At 64.6% G+C, this 18,934-nt stretch carries 31 protein-coding genes; 29 read left to right on the plus strand and 2 right to left on the minus strand.

Annotated features, from left to right (window positions below; all coding sequences use genetic code 11):
* From rplC to CSEG_RS07620, 27 genes are all read left to right on the plus strand, one after another.
* Positions 1–765 (plus strand): 50S ribosomal protein L3, encoded by a 765-nt coding sequence (gene rplC, locus CSEG_RS07490; RefSeq protein WP_013078646.1) that lies wholly within the window; start codon positions 1–3, stop codon positions 763–765.
* A complete protein-coding gene (rplD, locus tag CSEG_RS07495; RefSeq protein WP_013078647.1) occupies positions 765–1,403 on the plus strand; it encodes a 50S ribosomal protein L4 in 639 nt (212 codons plus the stop codon). The genes rplC and rplD overlap by 1 nt, the downstream gene beginning before the upstream one ends.
* Positions 1,403–1,699 carry a 50S ribosomal protein L23 gene (locus CSEG_RS07500; protein WP_010919129.1) on the plus strand — a complete coding sequence of 99 codons (297 nt, stop codon included), beginning with the start codon at positions 1,403–1,405 and terminating at the stop codon, positions 1,697–1,699. The genes rplD and CSEG_RS07500 overlap by 1 nt, the downstream gene beginning before the upstream one ends.
* Positions 1,700–1,703: 4 nt before the next feature.
* Positions 1,704–2,543 (plus strand): 50S ribosomal protein L2, encoded by an 840-nt coding sequence (gene rplB / locus CSEG_RS07505; protein WP_013078648.1) that lies wholly within the window; start codon positions 1,704–1,706, stop codon positions 2,541–2,543.
* 3 nt (positions 2,544–2,546) lie between these two features.
* Positions 2,547–2,825 carry a 30S ribosomal protein S19 gene (gene rpsS / locus CSEG_RS07510; protein WP_010919131.1) on the plus strand — a complete coding sequence of 93 codons (279 nt, stop codon included), beginning with the start codon at positions 2,547–2,549 and terminating at the stop codon, positions 2,823–2,825.
* Between the two features lie 2 nt (positions 2,826–2,827).
* Positions 2,828–3,208, plus strand: a complete 381-nt coding sequence (rplV, locus tag CSEG_RS07515; protein ID WP_013078649.1) for a 50S ribosomal protein L22 — start codon at positions 2,828–2,830, stop codon at positions 3,206–3,208.
* Positions 3,208–3,960 (plus strand): 30S ribosomal protein S3, encoded by a 753-nt coding sequence (gene rpsC / locus CSEG_RS07520; RefSeq protein ID WP_013078650.1) that lies wholly within the window; start codon positions 3,208–3,210, stop codon positions 3,958–3,960. Before rplV ends, rpsC begins: the two co-directional genes overlap by 1 nt.
* A 13-nt stretch (positions 3,961–3,973) precedes the next feature.
* Complete coding sequence (rplP, locus tag CSEG_RS07525) at positions 3,974–4,405, plus strand: 50S ribosomal protein L16 (RefSeq protein WP_013078651.1); 432 nt, start codon at positions 3,974–3,976, stop codon at positions 4,403–4,405.
* Positions 4,406–4,410: 5 nt separating this feature from the next.
* A complete protein-coding gene (gene rpmC, locus CSEG_RS07530; protein WP_004616922.1) occupies positions 4,411–4,602 on the plus strand; it encodes a 50S ribosomal protein L29 in 192 nt (63 codons plus the stop codon).
* A gap of 10 nt (positions 4,603–4,612) precedes the next feature.
* Positions 4,613–4,852: a 30S ribosomal protein S17 gene (rpsQ, locus tag CSEG_RS07535; protein ID WP_013078652.1), complete on the plus strand. Its 240-nt coding sequence runs from the start codon at positions 4,613–4,615 to the stop codon at positions 4,850–4,852.
* A gap of 17 nt (positions 4,853–4,869) precedes the next feature.
* Complete coding sequence (gene rplN, locus CSEG_RS07540; RefSeq protein ID WP_010919137.1) at positions 4,870–5,238, plus strand: 50S ribosomal protein L14; 369 nt, start codon at positions 4,870–4,872, stop codon at positions 5,236–5,238.
* Positions 5,238–5,552, plus strand: coding sequence for a 50S ribosomal protein L24 (gene rplX / locus CSEG_RS07545; protein WP_013078653.1), 315 nt, complete (start codon positions 5,238–5,240; stop codon positions 5,550–5,552). The genes rplN and rplX overlap by 1 nt, the downstream gene beginning before the upstream one ends.
* A complete protein-coding gene (gene rplE, locus CSEG_RS07550) occupies positions 5,545–6,102 on the plus strand; it encodes a 50S ribosomal protein L5 (protein ID WP_013078654.1) in 558 nt (185 codons plus the stop codon). Before rplX ends, rplE begins: the two co-directional genes overlap by 8 nt.
* A 23-nt stretch (positions 6,103–6,125) precedes the next feature.
* On the plus strand, positions 6,126–6,431 hold the full coding sequence (rpsN, locus tag CSEG_RS07555) for a 30S ribosomal protein S14 (protein ID WP_013078655.1): 306 nt from the start codon (positions 6,126–6,128) through the stop codon (positions 6,429–6,431).
* Between the two features lie 10 nt (positions 6,432–6,441).
* Positions 6,442–6,840: a 30S ribosomal protein S8 gene (gene rpsH, locus CSEG_RS07560; RefSeq protein ID WP_013078656.1), complete on the plus strand. Its 399-nt coding sequence runs from the start codon at positions 6,442–6,444 to the stop codon at positions 6,838–6,840.
* Between the two features lie 18 nt (positions 6,841–6,858).
* Complete coding sequence (rplF, locus tag CSEG_RS07565) at positions 6,859–7,392, plus strand: 50S ribosomal protein L6 (protein WP_013078657.1); 534 nt, start codon at positions 6,859–6,861, stop codon at positions 7,390–7,392.
* Positions 7,393–7,395: 3 nt separating this feature from the next.
* Positions 7,396–7,746: a 50S ribosomal protein L18 gene (rplR, locus tag CSEG_RS07570; RefSeq protein ID WP_013078658.1), complete on the plus strand. Its 351-nt coding sequence runs from the start codon at positions 7,396–7,398 to the stop codon at positions 7,744–7,746.
* Between the two features lie 10 nt (positions 7,747–7,756).
* Positions 7,757–8,362, plus strand: coding sequence for a 30S ribosomal protein S5 (gene rpsE, locus CSEG_RS07575; RefSeq protein ID WP_010919144.1), 606 nt, complete (start codon positions 7,757–7,759; stop codon positions 8,360–8,362).
* 3 nt (positions 8,363–8,365) lie between these two features.
* Complete coding sequence (rpmD, locus tag CSEG_RS07580) at positions 8,366–8,551, plus strand: 50S ribosomal protein L30 (protein WP_013078659.1); 186 nt, start codon at positions 8,366–8,368, stop codon at positions 8,549–8,551.
* A gap of 163 nt (positions 8,552–8,714) precedes the next feature.
* Positions 8,715–9,200: a 50S ribosomal protein L15 gene (gene rplO / locus CSEG_RS07585; protein WP_013078660.1), complete on the plus strand. Its 486-nt coding sequence runs from the start codon at positions 8,715–8,717 to the stop codon at positions 9,198–9,200.
* 219 nt (positions 9,201–9,419) lie between these two features.
* On the plus strand, positions 9,420–10,775 hold the full coding sequence (gene secY, locus CSEG_RS07590) for a preprotein translocase subunit SecY (RefSeq protein WP_013078661.1): 1,356 nt from the start codon (positions 9,420–9,422) through the stop codon (positions 10,773–10,775).
* Positions 10,776–10,909: 134 nt separating this feature from the next.
* The gene (locus CSEG_RS07595; RefSeq protein ID WP_013078662.1) at positions 10,910–11,479 is read left to right on the plus strand and encodes an adenylate kinase; all 570 of its coding nucleotides are present in this window, start codon (positions 10,910–10,912) and stop codon (positions 11,477–11,479) included.
* A gap of 175 nt (positions 11,480–11,654) precedes the next feature.
* Positions 11,655–12,023 (plus strand): 30S ribosomal protein S13, encoded by a 369-nt coding sequence (gene rpsM / locus CSEG_RS07600; RefSeq protein ID WP_004616895.1) that lies wholly within the window; start codon positions 11,655–11,657, stop codon positions 12,021–12,023.
* A 13-nt stretch (positions 12,024–12,036) separates the two neighbouring features.
* On the plus strand, positions 12,037–12,426 hold the full coding sequence (gene rpsK / locus CSEG_RS07605; protein ID WP_013078663.1) for a 30S ribosomal protein S11: 390 nt from the start codon (positions 12,037–12,039) through the stop codon (positions 12,424–12,426).
* Between the two features lie 76 nt (positions 12,427–12,502).
* On the plus strand, positions 12,503–13,519 hold the full coding sequence (locus CSEG_RS07610; protein WP_013078664.1) for a DNA-directed RNA polymerase subunit alpha: 1,017 nt from the start codon (positions 12,503–12,505) through the stop codon (positions 13,517–13,519).
* Positions 13,520–13,720: 201 nt separating this feature from the next.
* On the plus strand, positions 13,721–14,134 hold the full coding sequence (gene rplQ / locus CSEG_RS07615; RefSeq protein WP_013078665.1) for a 50S ribosomal protein L17: 414 nt from the start codon (positions 13,721–13,723) through the stop codon (positions 14,132–14,134).
* A gap of 181 nt (positions 14,135–14,315) precedes the next feature.
* Complete coding sequence (locus CSEG_RS07620) at positions 14,316–14,939, plus strand: CC0125/CC1285 family lipoprotein (RefSeq protein ID WP_013078666.1); 624 nt, start codon at positions 14,316–14,318, stop codon at positions 14,937–14,939.
* Positions 14,940–15,197: 258 nt separating this feature from the next.
* Here the strand turns inward: CSEG_RS07620 and CSEG_RS07625 are convergent, their stop codons facing one another.
* A complete protein-coding gene (locus tag CSEG_RS07625; RefSeq protein WP_013078667.1) occupies positions 15,198–16,025 on the minus strand; it encodes a hypothetical protein in 828 nt (275 codons plus the stop codon).
* Entirely contained in the window at positions 16,025–16,942 is a 918-nt protein-coding gene (locus CSEG_RS07630; protein WP_013078668.1) for an ABC transporter ATP-binding protein, read from the minus strand. Before CSEG_RS07630 ends, CSEG_RS07625 begins: the two co-directional genes overlap by 1 nt.
* 175 nt (positions 16,943–17,117) lie before the next feature.
* Here CSEG_RS07630 and CSEG_RS07635 point away from each other — a divergent pair, with 175 nt between their 5' ends.
* Positions 17,118–18,353: an alkaline phosphatase family protein gene (locus CSEG_RS07635; protein WP_013078669.1), complete on the plus strand. Its 1,236-nt coding sequence runs from the start codon at positions 17,118–17,120 to the stop codon at positions 18,351–18,353.
* Between the two features lie 164 nt (positions 18,354–18,517).
* Positions 18,518–18,892: a hypothetical protein gene (locus CSEG_RS07640; RefSeq protein WP_013078670.1), complete on the plus strand. Its 375-nt coding sequence runs from the start codon at positions 18,518–18,520 to the stop codon at positions 18,890–18,892.
* The last annotated feature ends 42 nt before the right edge of the window (positions 18,893–18,934 follow it).

An 18,934-nucleotide genomic window follows, 5' to 3' on the forward strand; every position in this document is an offset into this window, starting at 1 on the left:
ATGACTCTCCCCACCCAACGCACTGGCGTTCTCGCCAAGAAGCTCGGCATGACCCGCTTCTTCGACGAAGCCGGTCAGCACGTGCCGGTCACCGTCCTTTCGCTCGACGGTTGCCAGGTCACGGGCGTGCGCACCGTTGAGAAGGACGGTTACACCGCCCTGCAACTCGGCGCCGGCGCCAAGAAAGCCAAGAACACCTCCAAGGCCCTGCGCGGCCACTTCGCGAAGGCGGCCGTCGAGCCGAAGCGCGTCGTCGCCGAATTCCGCGTCGAGGAAAACGCCCTGATCGAAGTCGGCGCCGAACTGACGGCCGACCACTTCGTCGCCGGCCAGAAGGTCGACATCCAAGGCGTGACCGTCGGTAAGGGTTTCGCCGGCGCCATGAAGCGCTGGAACTTCGGTGGTCTTCGCGCCACCCACGGTGTTTCGGTCTCGCACCGTTCGCACGGTTCGACCGGTAACCGCCAGGATCCGGGCCGTACGTTCCCGGGCAAGAAGATGGCTGGTCACCTGGGTCAAGAAACCGTCACCACCCTCAACGTCACCGTCTGGAAGGTCGACGTCGAGCGCGGCCTGATCCTGGTCAAGGGCGCTGTCCCCGGCCACGAAGGCAGCTACGTGAAGGTTCGCGACGCCGTGAAGAAGGCTCTGCCTGCCGACGCTCCGCGTCCGGGCGCCTTCCGCAAGGCTGGCGAGGCTCCGGCTGCTGCTGAAACCCCCGCTGAAGAGGCCCCCGCGGCTGCGACCGAAGAGGGCGAAGGCTAATGAAACTCGACGTCATCAAACTGGACGGCGGCAAGGCCGGCTCCGTTGATCTCGACGACGCCATCTTCGGCATCGACGACATCCGCGGCGACATCCTGCAGCGCGTCGTGACCTGGCAGCTGGCCAAGCGCCGCTCGGGTAACCACAAGATTCAGGTTCGTAACGAGGTCTCTCGTACGAGCAAGAAGATGTACAAGCAGAAGGGCACCGGCGGCGCCCGTCACGGCTCGCGCCGTGCGGCCCAGTTCGTCGGCGGCGCCAAGGCCCATGGTCCCGTGGTCCGCAGCCACGCCTTCGACCTGCCCAAGAAGATCCGCGCCCTGGCCCTGAAGCACGCTCTGTCGTCGAAGGCCAAGTCGGGCTCGCTGGTCGTCCTGGACAGCGCCGTTCTGACGGATCCGAAGACGGCCGCCCTGCGCGCCAACTTCGACAAGATCGGTCTGAAGAACGCCCTGGTCATCGCCGGTCCGGAAGTGGACGCGAACTTCAAGCTCGCCGCCCGCAACATCCCGAACGTGGATGTCCTGCCGAACGCCGGCCTGAACGTCTACGACGTGCTGCGTCGCCAAACCCTCGTCCTGACCAAGGACGCGGTCGAAGCGATCTCGGCCCGTTTCGCTGAGAAGGAAGCCGCCTAATGGCCGCCACCGCTCGCCACTACGACACGATCCTGTCGCCGGTGATCACCGAAAAGACGACCCTGCTCAGCGAGCAGAACAAGGTTGTCTTCAAGGTGGCCAACGACGCGACCAAGGACGAAATCGCCGCCGCCGTCGAAGAGCTGTTCAAGGTCAAGGTGACCAAGGTCAACACCATCGTGACCAAGGGCAAGACCAAGCGCTTCCGCGGCATCGTGGGTCGTCGCAACGACGTCAAAAAAGCGATCGTGACGCTGGCCGAAGGCCAGTCGATCGACATCACGACGGGGCTCTAATCAGATGGCCTTGAAGCAATTTAACCCGACCAGCCCCGGCCAGCGCGGCCTGGTGCTGATCGACCGCAGCGAACTTCACAAGGGCAAGCCCGAGAAGAAGCTCGTTGAAGGCCTGACCAAGTCGGGCGGTCGCGGCGGCAATGGCCGTATCGCGGTCCGTTTCCGCGGCGGCGGCGCCAAGCGCCTCTACCGTCTGGTCGACTTCAAGCGTCGCAAGCAAGGCGTGGCCACGGTCGTTCGTCTCGAGTACGACCCCAACCGCACCGCCTTCATCGCCCTGATCAAGTATCAGGCCGACGGCGAGCTGGCCTACATCCTGGCCCCGCAACGCCTGAAGGCCGGCGACGAAGTCGTCACCGGCGAGAAGGTCGACGTGAAGCCGGGCAACGCCTCGCCGCTGCGCACGCTGCCGATCGGCACGATCATCCACAACATCGAGCTGAAGCCCGCCAAGGGCGGTCAGATCGCCCGTTCGGCTGGCGCCTACGCCCAGCTGGTCGGTCGTGACGCCGGCTACGCCCAGATCCGCCTGAACTCGGGCGAGCTGCGCATGGTGCTCGATACGTGCATGGCCACCGTCGGCGCCGTTTCGAACCCCGACCACATGAACCAGAACCTCGGCAAGGCCGGTCGTTCTCGTCACATGGGCCGTCGCCCGCACGTCCGCGGTGTCGCCATGAACCCGGTCGACCACCCCCACGGTGGTGGTGAAGGCCGGACTTCGGGCGGTCGTCACCCGGTGACCCCGGCTGGTAAGCCGACCAAGGGCGCCAAGACCCGCGTCAACAAGGCCACGGACAAGTTCATTATCCGTTCGCGCCACAAAGCGAAGAAGGGCCGCTAAGCCATGACCCGCTCCGTCTGGAAAGGCCCGTTTGTCGACGGGTACCTCCTGAAGAAGGCCGATGCCGCTCTGTCGTCGGGCCGCAAGGACGTCATCAAGACCTGGTCGCGTCGCTCGACGATCATGCCGCAATTTGTCGGCCTGACCTTCGGCGTGCACAACGGCCACAAGCACGTTCCCGTGCTGGTGTCGGAAGACATGGTCGGCATGAAGTTCGGCGAATTCGCGCCGACCCGGAACTTCCCGGGTCACGCCGCCGACAAGAAGGCCAAGAGGAAGTAATCATGGCCAAGCAAAAGCAAGCTCGCCGCCTCGACGGCGCCGAAGCGATGGCCAAGGTTCGCACCCTGCGCACCAGCGCCCGCAAGCTGAACCTGGTCGCTCAGTCCATCCGTGGCCTGAACGTCCAGCGCGCTCTCAACGAGCTCGAGTTCAGCCACAAGCGTATCGCTCAGGACGTCCGCAAGGCGCTGTACTCGGCGATCTCCAACGCCGAGAACAACCACAACCTCGACATCGACTCCCTGGTCGTCGCCGAGGCCTATGTGGGCAAGAACCTGATCATGAAGCGTTTCTCGCCCCGCGCTCGCGGTCGCGCGACGCGCGTTGAGAAGCCGTTCTCCGAGATCACGATCGTGGTCCGCGAACTGGGTGAGGCCGCCTAATGGGTCAGAAAGTCAATCCGGTCGGGCTGCGGCTCGGCGTGAACCGCACCTGGGACAGCCGTTGGTTCGCCGACGGCGCCCAGTACGGCAAGATGCTGCATCAGGACCTCGCGGTCCGCGCCGCCCTGAAGAAGCGCCTGTACCAAGCTGGTGTCTCGCGCATCATCATCGAGCGTCCGCACAAGAAGTGCCGCATCACGATCTATGCCGCTCGTCCGGGCGTCATCATCGGCAAGAAGGGCGCTGACATCGACAAGCTCCGCAAGGACTTGTCGGTTCAGACCGAGGGCGAAGTCCACCTGAACATCGTCGAGATCCGCAAGCCGGAAACCGACGCTCAGCTGGTGGCCGAGTCGATCGCTCAACAACTCGAGCGTCGTATCGCCTTCCGTCGCGCCATGAAGCGTTCGATCCAGTCGGCCGTGCGCCTCGGCGCCAAGGGCATCCGGATCAACGTCTCGGGTCGCCTCGGCGGCGCTGAAATCGCTCGGATGGAGTGGTACCGCGAAGGTCGCGTGCCGCTGCACACCCTGCGCGCCGACATCGACTTCGGTTTCGCCGAAGCCAAGACCACCTACGGCATCATCGGCGTGAAGACCTGGATCTTCAAAGGCGAGGTGCTGGAGCATGATCCGATGGCGCTCGACAAGCGCCTGGCCACCGAGTCCGGCCCCGCCGGCGAAGGTGGCGGCCGTGAGCGCGGCGATCGTCCCGACCGGGGCGACCGTCGTGACCGTCGCGATCGCGCCTAAGGATTAGATCGCCATGCTGTCTCCGAAGAAGACCAAATTCCGCAAGCAGTTCAAGGGCCGCATCCACGGCGCTTCGAAGGGCGGCACCCTGCTGAACTTCGGTTCGTACGGCCTGAAGGCCGTCGAGCCGGAGCGCATCACGGCTCGCCAAATCGAAGCCGCTCGTCGCGCCATCACCCGCCAGATGAAGCGTCAAGGCCGCGTCTGGATCCGTATCTTCCCGGACGTGCCGGTCACCGGCAAGCCCGCTGAAGTCCGGATGGGTAAGGGTAAGGGCGCGGTGGATTACTGGGCCGCTCGCGTGGCTCCGGGCCGCATCATGTTCGAAATCGACGGCGTGCCGGACGATATCGCGCGTGAAGCTCTGCGCCTGGGCGCCGCCAAGCTGCCGATCCGCACCCGTGTTGTGACCCGCATCGATGCGGGCGTGGCTCAGGAGGCCTGAGGCTCATGAAAATCGCTGACATCCGGGGCATGACCCCCGACCAGCTGGCCGACACGCTGATCAGCCTGAAGAAGGAGCAGTTCAACCTGCGCTTCCAGGCCGCCACGGGTCAGGTCGAGAAGACCCACCGCGTCAACGAGATCCGCAAGGATATCGCGCGGATCAAGACCGTGCTGCGCGCCAAGGCCGCGGCTTAAGGAGAACGATATGCCCAAGCGTATCCTCGAAGGGGTCGTCGTCTCCGATAAGGGCGACAAGACCGTGGTGGTGAAGGTCGAACGGACCATCGTCCACCCCGTTCTGAAGAAGATCGTGCGTCAGTCCAAAAAGTACCACGCGCACGACGAAGCCAACGCGTACAAGGCCGGTGAAGCTATCCGCATCATCGAGTGCGCTCCGAAGTCCAAGCTGAAGACCTGGGAAGCACTTCCCAAGGCTTCGGCTTAATCTGGAAGGTTTAGACCATGATCCAGATGCAAACTAACCTGGAAGTCGCTGACAATTCTGGCGCTCGCCGGGTCATGTGCATCAAGGTGTTGGGCGGCGCAGGCCGTCGCTACGCCAGCGTGGGCGACGTCATCGTCGTCTCCGTGAAGGAAGCCATTCCGCGCGGTCGCGTGAAGAAGGGTGACGTGCTTCGCGCCGTCGTCGTTCGGGTGAATCAAAATCTGAAGCGCAAGGATGGCTCGGTCATCCGCTTCGATAAGAACGCCGCGGTGATCGTGAACAAGCAGAGCGAGCCGGTCGGCACGCGGATCTTCGGCCCGGTTCCTCGTGAACTGCGCGCCAAGAACCACATGAAGATCATCTCCCTCGCTCCGGAGGTGCTGTAATGGCCGCTAAGATCAAGAAGGGCGACCGCGTCGTCGTTCTGGCCGGCAAGGACAAGGGCAAGCAAGGCTCGGTCCTGCAAGTCCTGCCGAAGGACAACCGCGTTGTCGTGGAAGGCGTGAACATGGTTTCGCGTCACACCAAGGCGACCCAAGCCGACCCGCAAGGCGGCATCAAGCAAAAGGAAGCCGCGCTGCACGTCTCGAACGTCGCCGTCGTGGATTCCAAGGGCAAGCCCACCCGCGTCGGCTTCAAGATCGAAGGCGACAAGAAGGTGCGCGTCGCCAAGACGACCGGCGAGGTGATCAATGGCTGATCAAGCTTACGAGCCCCGGCTGAAGACCGTTTATCGCGAGCGCATCCGCGCCGCGATGAAGGAGCAGTTCGGCTACACCAACGAAATGCAGATCCCCAAGCTGGACAAGATCGTCCTGAACATGGGCATCGGCGAAGCGGTGGCCGACTCCAAGAAGGCTCAGACCGCCCTGAAGGACCTGGAAGCGATCGCCGGCCAAAAGCCCGTCGCGACCCGCGCCCGCAAGTCGATCGCCGGCTTCAAGCTGCGCGAAGGCATGGTGGTCGGCGCCAAGGTCACCCTCCGCAAGGACCGGATGTACGAGTTCCTCGACCGCCTGGTCACGATCGCGCTGCCGCGCGTGAAGGACTTCCGCGGCCTGAACGGCAAGAGCTTCGACGGCCGTGGCAACTACGCCATGGGCCTGAAGGAGCACCTGGTGTTCCCGGAAATCAACTATGACCAGATCGAACAGATCTGGGGCATGGACATCATCGTCTGCACCACTGCGAAGTCCGACCAGGAGGCCAAGGCTCTCCTGAAGGAATTCCAGTTCCCGTTCGTGAACTAAGAGAGCGGGAAGGGAAAGAAACCATGGCCAAGAAAAGCGCCGTCAACCGCAACGAAGCCGTCCGGGCTCTCGTCAAGAAGTTCGCCGAAAAGCGCGCCGCGCTGAAGGCGATCGCCAATGACGAAAGCCTGCCGCTCGAGGAGCGCTTCGAAGCTCGCCTCAAGCTCGCCAAGCTGCCGCGTAACAGCGCCGCGATCCGCATCCGCAATCGCTGCGAAGTCACCGGCCGCCCGCGCGCCTATTACCGCAAGCTGAAGATGAGCCGTATCGCGCTCCGCGAACTGGGTTCGCAGGGGCAGATCCCCGGCCTCGTCAAGTCGAGCTGGTGAGGACGATCAGATGTCGATGAACGATCCCCTGAGCGATATGATCGCTCGCATCAAGAACGCCGCCACGCGCAAGCGCTCGAAGGTGTCGACGCCGGCTTCCAAGCTGCGCGCTCGCGTCCTCGACGTGCTGGCCGACGAAGGCTACATCCGCGGCTACTCGCTGGTCGAGAAGCCCGGTGCGTTCCCCGAATTCGAGATCGAGCTCAAGTACTTTGACGGTGAGCCCGTGATCGCCGAGATCAGCCGCGTGTCCAAGCCTGGCCGTCGCGTCTATTCGTCGATCAAGGACCTGAAGCCGATCAAGAACGGCCTGGGCATCTCGATCCTTTCGACGCCGAAGGGCGTCATGTCGGACACCGCCGCACGCGACGCTAACGTCGGTGGCGAAGTCCTCTGCCGCGTCTACTAGGCGCGGGAGGGAAAGAGCATGTCACGTATCGGTAAGAAAGCCGTCGCAATCCCCTCGGGCGTCACCCTGACGCTCTCGGGTCAGACGGTCACGGTGAAGGGCCCCAAGGGTCAACTCTCGTGGACGATCGCCGACGAGATCGAGCTGAAGCAAGAGGGCAATGAGCTCTCGCTGACGCCTCGCGTCGACACGAAGCGCGCCAAGGGCATGTGGGGCCTGTCCCGCACGCTGGTCGCCAACATGGTGCAAGGTGTGACCACCGGCTTCGAGGAAAACCTCGAACTCGTCGGCGTCGGTTACCGCGCGGCCATGAAGGGCACCGCCCTGAGCCTCCAACTCGGTTTCAGCCACGATGTGGACGTTGCGGCCCCGGCCGGCATCACGTTCGCCACTCCGAAGCAAACCGAAATCAAGATCGCCGGCATCGACAAGCAGGCGGTCGGCGAGATTGCCGCGAAGATCCGCCGCATTCGTCCGCCTGAGCCCTACAAGGGCAAGGGCGTGCGTTATGCTGGCGAAACCGTTCGCCGCAAGGAAGGCAAGAAGAAGTAAGCCATGGCGCTCTCTCCTCGTGAATCGGCGGCCAAGCGCGCTCAGCGCGTTCGCACCCGCCTCAAGAGCCTCGCCAACGGTCGTCCGCGTCTGTCGGTCTTCCGTTCGTCGAAGAACATCTACGCCCAGGTCATCGATGATGAACGCGGCGTGACCCTGGCGTCGGCTTCCACTCTGGAAGCCGAAGGCAAGGGCGCGGACAAGGATGCCGCTGCCGCTGTGGGCAAGCTCGTCGCCGAGCGCGCCATCGAAAAGGGCGTCAAGGACGTCGTTTTCGACCGTGGTGGTTACATCTTCCACGGCCGGGTGAAAGCCCTGGCTGACGCCGCGCGCGAAGCCGGCCTGAACTTCTAAGGGAACGAAAATGGCTCGTGGTGAACAACAGCGCGGTGAAGGCGGTCAACGCCGGGACCGTCGCGACCGCAACGCCCCCGAAGAGCGGGTCGACAGCGACATCGTCGAAAAGCTCGTCCACATCAACCGCGTCGCCGCCACCGTGAAGGGTGGTCGTCGCTTCAGCTTCGCTGCTCTGATGGTCGTTGGCGACCAAAAGGGCCGCGTCGGCTTCGGTCATGGCAAGGCGCGTGAAGTGCCGGAAGCCATCCGCAAGGCGACCGAAGAAGCCAAGAAGACGATGATCCGCGTTCCGCTGCGCGAATCCCGCACCCTGCACCACGACGGCGCTGGCCGTTGGGGCGCTGGCAAGGTGATGATGCGCGCGGCGCCTCCCGGCACCGGCGTCATCGCCGGCGGCCCGATGCGCGCGGTTCTCGAAACCCTGGGCGTCCAGGACGTCGTGGCCAAGTCGACGGGTTCCTCGAACCCGTACAACATGGTGCGCGCTACGTTCGAAGCCCTGAAGGTGCAGTCGTCGCCCCGCCAGATCGCCGCCAAGCGCGGCAAGAAGGTTGGTGACATCCTCGGCCGCCGCGCCGACGGCGCCTCGGCGCCGGAAGCCATCGAGGGCTAAGTCATGGCTGAAGCTAAGCAAGTCACGGTGCGCCAAACCGGCAGCCCGATCCGTCGTGAAAAGGACCAGCGCGCCACGCTCGCCGGTCTGGGTCTGAACAAGCTGGGCCGCGTGTCCACGCTGGAAGACACCCCGTCGGTCCGCGGCATGATCCGCAAGGTCCAGCACCTGCTGGAAATCGTCGAGTAGTCCTCTACAAGACGCGAAATACGCCACCCCGGTGAAAGCCGGGGTGGTTTTCGTTTGAAATCCCTATTTGATTTTTCGGTCGTTTTAGGGTTTTAAGCGCGCTCTGTTTTCAAAAGCCGAGTCCAGCCGCTGGCTGGGCGCAGATCTCCAAGGAGAGGCACATATGACCAAGCTGAACGAACTCGCCCCGCAAGAAGGCTCGACCAAGAACCGCATGCGCGTTGGCCGCGGCCCGGGTTCGGGCAAGGGCAAGACCGCCGGTCGCGGTGTGAAGGGCCAGAAGGCGCGCTCGGGCGTCGCCATCAACGGCTTCGAAGGCGGTCAAATGCCGCTGCACATGCGCATGCCGAAGCGCGGCTTCAACAACCCCTTCCGCCTGGAGTTCGCTGAAGTGAACCTGTGGCGCCTGGAACAGGCCGTGGCCGCTGGCAAGTTCAAGAAGGGCGCCGAACTGGGCGCTGCCGAACTGGTCGCCGCCGGCGTGATCCGTCGCGAACTGGACGGCGTGAAGCTGCTGGGCAAGGGCGAGATCAAGACCGCGCTGAAGCTGACCGTCTACTCGGCCACCGAAGCCGCCATCAAGGCCGTCGAGGCCGCGGGTGGTTCGGTCACCGTGACCAAGAAGGCCAAGGCGCAAGCCGAAGCCTAAAAAGGCTGATGTCATCCCGCTGAGCGCTCCGCGCTCCGGGACACCGTTTCGACCGGGATGACAGAATTACGAGGCTCGCCGTGACATCGCGGCGAGCCTCACCTATTTGTGGCGCTCTCCTCGGGCCAGCCTGGTCCGGGAAACCTAATTTCAGAGCGCGGTCGCCGCCGAAGCGGTATCTGCTTTCGGCTATCGCGCTCCTGAGTCGTGGGGATCTGTATGGCCTCGGCCGCCGAACAACTCGCAGCCAATATGAATTTCGCGTCGTTCCAAAAGGCGAGCGAACTTCACAAGCGTATCTGGTTCACGATCATCGCCCTGATCGTCTATCGCCTGGGCTCCTACGTTCCGATCCCCGGCATCGACGTCAACGCCTTCGCCCGGTTGTTCAACAACAACTCCGAAGGCATCCTGGGCATGTTCAACATGTTCTCGGGCGGCGCCGTCGAGCGGATGGCGATCTTCTCGTTGAACGTGATGCCCTACATCAGCGCCTCGATCATCGTGCAGCTGATGGGCTCGGTTTATCCGCCGTGGGAAAAGCTGAAGAAGGAAGGCGGGGAGGCGGGCCGCAAGACGCTGAACCAATACACCCGCTATCTGGCCGTCGTTCTGGCCGTCGTGCAGTCGGCCTCGATCGCCATGGGCCTGGCGGCCCAGCCGGGCGTCGTGGTGCAAGGCGTCGGCACGGTCTTCTTCGTCGCCTCCACCGTCGTGGCCCTGACGGGCGGCACGCTGTTCCTGATGTGGCTGGGCGAGCAGATCACCAGCCGCGGCGTGGGTAACGGCGTCAGCTTGATCATCTTCGCGGGCATCGTCGCCCGTCTGCCGATCGTGCTGGGCCAGATGCTGGTCCAGGGTCAGACCTCGGGCAACTATACCCCGCTGTTCCTGATCGTGATCGGCTGCGTGGCCGCCATCCTGGCCATCGTCTTCATGGAGCGCTCGCAGCGCCGCCTGCTGGTCCACTATCCCAAGCGCCAGCAGGGCAACCGCATGATCGGCGGCGAAAGCTCGTTCATGCCGCTGAAGATCAACACCGCGGGCGTGATCCCGCCGATCTTCGCCTCGAGCCTGCTTCTGCTGCCGACCACGGCCATGCAGTTCGTGCAGACCACCAACCTGCCGGCGTGGGCCTCGTGGCTGCCCGGCGTGGTGGGCGCGCTGCAGCACGGTCACCCGGCGTTCCTGATCTTCTACGCCCTGCTGATCATCTTCTTCTCGTTCTTCTACACCTCGGTCGTGTTCAACCCCGAGGAGACGGCCGAGAACCTGCGCAAGTACGGCGGCTTCCTGCCGGGCATCCGTCCGGGCAAGCGCACCGCCGAGTACCTGGACTACGTGCTGACCCGCCTGACCGTCATCGGCGCGGCCTACATCACGGCCGTCTGCGTGGCGCCGGAGCTGGCGATGATGGCGATCAAGTCGAACCAGTTCGCTCTGGGCGGCACCTCGATCCTGATCGTCGTTACGGTGACCATGGACACCGTGGCCCAGATCCAGTCGCACTTGCTGGCCCACCAGTACGAGGGGCTTATCAAGAAGTCGAAGTTGCGGGGCGGTCGCAACCGCTAGGTCCGGCTTCAATTTAATTACAAGCGTCGGAAGCCGGTTTGTCACAAAACCGGCTTCCGTTTTTATTGCCGGGGCTCTAGGTCTGCTCCGGGAGATAGCCGGGCGCAGACTCGGTGACGCGCGAAGGGGCTTTCATGAACTTGATCCTGTTCGGTCCGCCGGCGGCGGGGAAGGGCACTCAGGCCAAGCGCCTGGTCAGCGAGCGTGGCATGGTCCAGCTCTCGACCGGCGATATGCTGCGGGCCGCCATCGCCTCGGGGTCGGAGCTGGGCCAGCGCGTCAAGGGCGTGCTGGATCGCGGCGAACTGGTCACCGACGAGATCGTCATCGCTCTGATCGAGGAGCGCCTGCCCGAGGCCGAAGCGGCCGGTGGCGCGATCTTCGACGGTTTCCCGCGCACGGTCGCCCAGGCCGAGGCGCTGGATAAAATCCTGGCCAGCCGTGGCCAGAAGATCGACGTCGTTCTCCGACTCAAGGTAGACGAGCCAGCCCTGATCGAACGGATCAAGAAACGGTTCGAAGAACAGGGACGGCCCGACGACAATCCGGAAGTCTTCGTGACTCGCCTGGCCGCCTACAACGCCCAGACCGCGCCGCTTCTGCCGTATTACCAAGGGCAGGGGAAGCTGAAGGAACTGGACGGGATGGGTTCGGTCGAAGCCGTGGCCACGTCCATCGACGCCGCTCTCTCGGGAGAGGCTTGAGAAACCCCGAATTCACTGGACGTCCGGTGGATTCAGTTGTTGACGGAAGCGAAACGATCCCTATAACGGGGCGCTTCCGCGAAAGGGCGCGATCCGTGCGCGCCGGTCTTGGTCTTCTGGATCGAGCCGGGCGCGCCGTTCGCGTCTTTAGTGCGTGACTAGGAGAACATTAGACGTGGCCCGTATCGCAGGCGTCAACATCCCGACGAACAAGCGCGTTTTGATCGCGCTTCAGTACATTCACGGCATCGGCCAAAAGTCCGCTCGTGAAATCATCACGAAGGTGGGCATCGAGGATGCGCGTCGCGTCAATCAACTGACCGACGCCGAAGTCCTCGCCATCCGCGAGACGATCGACCGTGACTACACCGTCGAGGGCGACCTGCGTCGCGAGAACTCGATGAACATCAAGCGCCTGATGGACCTGGCCTGCTATCGCGGCCTGCGTCACCGTAAGGGCCTGCCGGTCCGCGGTCAGCGCACTCACACGAACGCTCGTACCCGCAAGGGTCCGGCCAAGCCGATCGCCGGCAAGAAGAAGTAAGGTAGCCTGACCGATGGCCAAGGAACCGGGTCGCGTTAAACGCCGCGAACGTAAGAACATCACCTCGGGCGTGGCGCACGTGAACGCCTCGTTCAACAACACTATGATCACCATCACCGACGCCCAGGGCAACACGATCTCGTGGTCCTCGGCCGGCATGATGGGCTTCAAGGGCTCGCGCAAGTCGACCCCGTACGCCGCTCAGATGGCCGCCGAAGACGCGGGCAAGAAGGCTGCGGAACACGGCGTGAAGACCCTGGAAGTCAACGTTTCGGGCCCGGGTTCCGGCCGTGAGTCGGCCCTGCGCGCTCTGCAAGCCGCGGGCATGACCATCACGACCATCCGCGACGTCACGCCGATCCCGCACAACGGCTGCCGTCCGCCCAAGCGTCGTCGCGTCTAGTACTTTTTAGACCACAATCTTCCTTCGCCGGCTGCGCAAAACGCGGCCGGCGAGCCGCGTTCAAGGGACCGACCACGTGATCGAAAGAAACTGGAACGAGCTGATCCGTCCTGAGAAGCCGCAGATCGAAACCGGGGCCGACGCCAGCCGCAAGGCTCGCATCGTCGCTGAACCGCTCGAGCGCGGTTTCGGTGTGACGCTCGGCAACGCCCTGCGTCGCGTTCTTCTCTCGTCGCTGCAAGGCGCAGCCGTCACCGCCATCCAGATCGATGGCGTGGTGCACGAATTCTCCTCGCTCGAAGGCGTCCGTGAAGACGTCGTCGACATCGTTCTGAATATCAAGCAACTGGCCGTGCGCATGCACGCCGAAGGTCCGAAGCGCATGACCCTGCGCGCCACGGGCCCCGGACCGGTCACCGCCGGCCAGATCGAAACCCCGGCTGACATCGAAATCCTGAACCCCGACCACGTGCTCTGCACGCTGGACGACGGCGCTTCGGTGCGCATGGAGTTCACGGTCAACACCGGCAAGGGCTATGTCCCGGCCGACCGCAACCGTCCGGAAGACGCGCCGATCGGCCTCATCGCCGTCGACGCTCTGTACTCGCCGGTCAAGCGCGTCGCGTACCGCGTCGAGCCGACCCGTCAGGGCCAGTCGCTGGACTACGACAAGCTGATCCTGGAAGTGGAAACCAACGGCGCCGTCACTCCGGTGGACGCCGTGGCCTACGCCGCCCGGATCCTGCAGGACCAACTGCAGATCTTCATCACCTTCGAGGAGCCGAAGGCCAAGTCGGCCGACGAGTCCAAGCCGGAACTGCCGTTCAACCCGGCCCTGCTGAAGAAGGTGGACGAGCTGGAACTGTCGGTCCGTTCGGCCAACTGCTTGAAGAACGACAACATCGTCTACATCGGCGACCTGATCCAGAAGACCGAAGCCGAGATGCTCCGCACCCCGAACTTCGGCCGCAAGTCGCTGAACGAGATCAAGGAAGTGCTCGCCGGCATGGGTCTGCACCTCGGCATGGACGTGCCGAACTGGCCGCCGGAGAACATCGAAGACCTGGCCAAGAAGTTCGAAGACCAAATCTAAGAACCTCGAAGCCATCCGCGCTTAATCCGGGCCGCTTCTCCTCTCTTCGGAAGGGAAGGCGGCCTGGGCCTTTTGAAGCCGCAACCGCGGTGGAGGGCCCCGGCGCTTCGCTCTGACCCGGTCGGGAAAGACCAGGATTGGTGATCATCAGGCGCTTACGAGTTTCGCGCCGCTCGGGCTTCATGCCCAGGAGAGAAGAAAATGCGTCACGGCTACGCCCACCGCAAACTGGGCCGCACCTCGGCTCACCGCACCGCCATGTTCGCCAACATGTCGGCCTCGCTGATCAAGCACGAGCAGATCGTCACCACCCTGCCGAAGGCCAAGGAACTGCGTCCGATCGTCGAAAAGCTGGTCACCCTGGCCAAGCGCGGCGACCTGCACGCGCGTCGTCAGGCCATCAGCTCGGTCCGCGACGTCGAGCAAGTCGGCAAGCTCTTCGCGGTCCTCGGCCCGCGCTACAAGGACCGTCAGGGCGGCTACATCCGCGTCCTGAAGGCCGGCTTCCGCTACGGCGACAACGCCCCGCTGGCCGTCATCGAGTTCGTCGACCGCGACGTCTCGGAGAAGGGCAAGGACTCGGGTCCGGTCTACACGAACGAAGCCGAAGACTAAGATTTTCAGCCTAGGCTGAGACGAGAAGGCCCCGGAGCGATCCGGGGCCTTTTTCGTGGCGACGAGCTCCCGCGGGTCTGCGGGGAATAGTCGCGAGACCTTGCTCCTCGAGGCCCAGAGCGCGAGGGCTGGGGCCTTCACGCATTGACCTCTAGGTTCGGATGCAGGAGGTATCCCGGTGATGGCCTATCTGATCGAAACATCCGCCAAGCGCTCTTCGGGCAAGGAGCGCGGCAAGACCGTCCTGGCGGTGATTGCCGTCGCCGCGGTCCTGACCGCCTGCGCTACCCCTTCGTCGCCCCCGCCAGCCGCCCAGAACCAGCCCGGAGCTTTCTCCGAGGTCAGGCTCGATGCTGATCGCTATCGCGTCATGCTCGTCGGGCAGCGCCAGGAGGCGCCGGAGACCGTTCAGCGAGAGCTGTTGAAGCGCGCCGCCGAACTGGCCGTGCGAGAGGGCTACGACTGGTTCGAGGCCACGGAGCAAGGCGTGCGCGTTCAGTCTGAATTGGTCGCCAGCCCCAGCCCGTACATGCAGCCGGGGTTTATGTGGGGCGGTGGCGAGGGCTTCCTCCCTAAGTCTTGGCGTGACACCGGACCGCGCTGGGGGGGAGGATGGCGGGATTGGGATCCGTTTCAGGGCGAACCCACTTTTGCGAACCGCGCCCGGGTCAAGGCAACCGACCTGGTGATCGCGGCGGCCGTGATCGTATTCCACAAGGGCGTAAAGCCAGGGGATTTGGCGCGAGCCTATGACGCGCGAACGCTTTTAGCGCCGGTGCGGCCTTTGGAGCCGACGCGGCCCTGACGAAAATCGACGCGAAAGCCTTTAGCCTTTCGAAGAAGCATGCAGCGCTGGGCTGTCGACCACGGCGGCGCCTGGAGCCACGATCACGGATGGCCACGTTCTGGCGCACCTCGCTCGGGCCTTCTTTCAAGAGCGTGGCGCGCTCGTCGAGGGGATGCCTTGTAACGGCCATCCACGCTTGGACGGCGGACCTAAATTTCGGCGTCGCCGGCGTGATAGGGTTCGGCGGCCAGCATGGCTTGCTTCTATGTCTTGCCCTTACTCCTTCGTCAGGTCCTGACGCCGGAACAGCCACACCGCGGCCGCCGTCAGACCCGCAGTCCAGACGGCCAAGACCGCCAGCGCCGCGCCCGCCGAGCCGCCGGCGTCTCCCAGTTGGTCCGGCGCCAATAGCGCCGCGCGCAGAAGGTCGGCGTCGAACACCGGCATGGATAGTAGTTTCCAGCTGGGCGGGCCTTGTTCTAGCGCGCGAAGAGCGCCGGCCAGGATCGTCTGGACGAAGCGGACGCCCAGGCAGGCGATCACCACGCCCATGGTCGAACGCGACAGCACCCCGACGCAGGCCGCCAGCGCGGCCAGGGTCATGGCCTCCAGCCAGGTGATGGCCAGCACGCCCACGATATCGAAGGGATTGCGATCAAGCAGGGAGATCGCCAGCGCCTTGCCATTGATGGCCGAGCCGATCACCGCCGCGAGCGCCGACAGCACGGCAGACAGCAGCAAGCTCCAGAACACCGCCTCGCCGACGACGACCAGCTTGGCCAGCAGCAGGTTCTGGCGTGTGTTGCGCGGGGTCAGCAGTCGCCAGGTTTCCCAGCGGTAGTCCCCAGCCAGCACCGCCGCCGCGCCGATCATCAGGAACAGCGCGCCGAACGTCGAGGCGCCGTTCGACAGAGTCTTGATCACTTGGTCGACCAGACCGACCGCCAGGCCCGGCATCGGCTTCTTGATCACGAAGCGCAGAACGAGGTCTCCTCCCAAGCTGAGCAGGAAGCCGACCAAAGGGGCGAAGCAGAAGCCCCAGAACAGGGTCGAGCGGTCGCGCAGTAGGCGGAAGCGTTCGGCGGCGATGGCGTCGGCGAGCATCAGGCGGCTCCTTCCGAGGTGGCGGCCGTGGGCGTCTGGCCAAGCGATTTCAGATAGACCCCTTCGAGATCGACCTCGCGCCAGCGGGCCTCGACGATCTCGGCGCCGGCTTCGACCAGGGCGCGGATGACGGCGGGCGCCTCGGCCCGCGGAATGTCGGCCAGCACGGCGTCGGCGCCGTCGGCTTCGCCGCGATCGCCCAAGACCGCCAGGGCCGGGGCGAGGGGAGAGGTCAGGGTCAGGCGCAGGCGGGCTTCGCCGGCGGTCAGCTCGGCCACGCCGCCCTCGGCCACGACCTTGCCGCGCGAGAGGATGGCGACGCGGTCGCAGACGCGCTTGACCTCATCCAGCTGGTGGCTGGCCAGGATGACCGTGACGCCCTCACGCTTGGCGAGGTCTACGATGAGGGCGCGGATCTCCTGGATTCCGGCCGGGTCCATGCCGCTGGTCGGTTCGTCCAGGATCACCAGTTCAGGCTTGGTCAGGAAGGCCGCCGCCAGGCCCAGGCGCTGCTTCATGCCGACCGAGAAGCCGCTGGTGGCGCGATCGGCGGCGTGGGTCAGGCTGACCCGCTCCAGCCAGCCGCCGATGTCGGCGTCCTTCCTGCCGCTTTCCAGCGCCAGCATGGTCAGGGTGTCGCGCGCGGTCAGATAGGGCGGATAGCGCGGCGTCTCGATCATCGCTCCGACCTTGCGCAGAGCCGTGATGTCGCCGGGCGCCGCGCCGAACAGTCTCGCTACGCCGCTGCTAGGACGCACCAAGCCAAGCGCTATGCGGAAGAGGGTGCTCTTGCCCGCGCCGTTGGGACCAAGGATCCCGAACACGCCGCCGGCGGGTATGGCGATGGAGAACTCGTCGAGGGCGCGCACCGCCCCATAGGTCTTGGTGAGGCGGTCGGCCTCGAGGGCGATCGACATGCGGCGAATCCCGGACGCCGAACGACTCGGCTCGACGGCGGTGACTATGGCCAGCCGCCGTTGGATCGCCAAGTTAAGTCCCCGTCATGGGCTGCGCGAACGCAGGTCGTCATACGGCGGCAACATGAATGACTGATCAGGCGTGAAATCCGCGTTTCTGCTCGAGCTCGCCTCAATGGTCTTCCGCCGCCTGCTGTCCCTCGTTCTGATCGCCAGCGTGATGCTGGCCGGAGGCGCACAAGCCCGTGAGACCGCCCCGCATCTGACGATCCTGGTCTCGCTGGACGGCTTTCGCGCTGAATATCTCGATCGCGGCGTCACGCCGGCGATCAAGGCCTTGGCCGACGACGGCGCTCGCGGGGCGATGCGGCCGTCGTTTCCGACCCTGACCTATCCGAACCACTACACGCTGGTGACCGGCAAGCGGCCCGACCGCAACGGCGTGGTGGGCAACGAGATGGAGGACGCCGTCATCGGCGGCCCGAAGTTCACGATGAACGCGCCGACGGCCAGCGATCCGCGCTGGTGGAACCAGGCCAAGCCGTTCTGGATCTCGGCCGTCCAGCAGGGCAAGCCTGCGGCCGCCATGTTCTGGCCGGGCTCCGAGGTCGAGATCGACGGGGCGCGCCCGACCCATTGGGTCAAGTACGACGCCAAGTTTCCGCACGACGCCCGCGTCGACCAGGTGTTGGCCTGGGCGGACGCCGGCGACGGTCCGCCGCTGGCCTTCACCACGCTCTATTTCGATATCGTCGACACCGAGGGCCACCACTACGGTCCGGACTCGCCGGAACTGCGCGCGGCGTTGGTCGAGGTCGATCGGGCCATAGGACGGCTGGTGGAAGGACTGAAGTCGCGCGGGCGGTTCGGCGCCACCGACATCGTCATCGTCGCCGACCACGGCATGGCTCCGCTGCCCGCCGCCAACCGCATTGTGCTGGACGACCTGATCGACCTCTCGAAAATTCGCCTGGTGACCCGGGGCGCGGTGACCAGCTTTTCGCCAGAGAAGGGGCAGGAGAGGGCGGTCGATAAGGTCTTCCTCGCCAGGCCTCTCCCGCACATGACCTGCTGGAAGAAGGGCAAGATCCCGGCGCGCTTCCATTATGGCAAGAACCCGCGCGTGCCCGCGATCGTCTGCCTGTCGGAGACAGGGTGGTACACCACGACGCGCGCCGCCAAGGCTAAGCCAGGCAAGTGGGACGGCAAGGATGGCGGCGCTCATGGCTTCGATCCCTACGATCCCAGAATGCGCGCCGTCTTCGTGGCCCATGGGCCCTCGTTCAAGCCGGGCGTGGTGCTGCCGGTGTTCGACAATGTCGACGTCTATCCGCTGTTGGCCAAGATCACCGGCGTGAAACCCGAGGCGGGCGACGGCTCGCTGAAGACCTTCGAGCGCGCCTTGAAGTAGCGGCGGTCGTCGGTTCTCGTTTTACGAGATTGTGGTCAATAAATGCAACCAAGGCATGTAATCGGCAAGTTCTGGGTGTATTAAGGGGCCAGGCGCCACTGACCGTCGGCGACGCCCGCGCTCCTCGCCCCGGGGAGCGGTTCAACCAGCTTAGGGAGAACGCTATGGGTTTCTATGGTCCCGAACCTTTCGACACCGCTGAAGCCACCTACGTGTGGACCGGTCTGCGGACGCCGGGGTTCTTTTCCGTCACCGTGAAGGGCAATGCGCCGAACTTCACCACTGGCATCAAGCTGGTGCGCGATCCGGACTTCGTCGGCGGCATGGCGATCGACGTCATGGGCTGGACGGGCCCGCTGGGCAAGGGCGCGACCCCCTACACCGTCCAGGGCACGTTCAATGGCATGTACCTGCCGAAGATCCTGATCGTCGGCTCGAACCAGCGGCTCCTGATCGACGTGAAGGAGATCCCGTTCACCAGCGAGGACGAATACGTCAAACAGCTCAGCGCGCAGAACAAGACGCTCGAGCCAGCCTGACGGACTGGGCGATTGGCGCGCGTCCGGCCCTTTCCCGGACGC

This window comes from Caulobacter segnis ATCC 21756 (assembly GCF_000092285.1).
Lineage (GTDB): Bacteria > Pseudomonadota > Alphaproteobacteria > Caulobacterales > Caulobacteraceae > Caulobacter > Caulobacter segnis.